Raw genomic sequence first — 529 nt, forward strand, 5'->3', positions numbered from 1 at the left:
GAAGAAGTCGAAATCGTCGGCATCCGTCCGGTCCAAAAGACCACCTGCACGGGCGTCGAAATGTTCCGCAAGCTGCTGGACCAAGGTCAAGCCGGCGACAACGTGGGCGTGCTGCTGCGCGGCACCAAGCGTGAAGACGTCGAGCGCGGCCAAGTGCTCTGCAAGCCGGGCTCGATCACCCCGCACACCAAGTTCGTGGCCGAAGCCTACATCCTGACCAAGGAAGAAGGCGGCCGTCACACGCCGTTCTTCACCAACTACCGTCCGCAGTTCTACTTCCGCACGACCGATGTCACCGGCATCATCAAGCTGAAGGAAGGCGTGGAAATGATCATGCCGGGCGACAACGCCGAGCTGGACGTCGAGCTGATCACCCCGATCGCCATGGAAGAAAAGCTGCGCTTCGCCATCCGCGAAGGCGGCCGCACCGTCGGCGCCGGCGTGGTCGCGAAGATCGTCGAGTAATCTCGAACGGTCTTAGCTTCGGCTGACAATTCGAAGACCCCGGAGAGCGATCTCCGGGGTCTTT

Annotated in this window: 1 protein-coding gene; it reads left to right on the plus strand. The window is 61.6% G+C overall.

Annotated features, from left to right (window positions below; all coding sequences use genetic code 11):
• The coding region (locus FCU40_RS23045; protein ID WP_241693700.1) for an EF-Tu/IF-2/RF-3 family GTPase at positions 1-465 on the plus strand (465 nt) is incomplete at its 5' end.
• Between the last annotated feature and the right edge of the window lie 64 nt (positions 466-529).

This window comes from Caulobacter sp. SSI4214, from assembly GCF_012184455.1.
GTDB lineage: Bacteria > Pseudomonadota > Alphaproteobacteria > Caulobacterales > Caulobacteraceae > Caulobacter > Caulobacter vibrioides_E.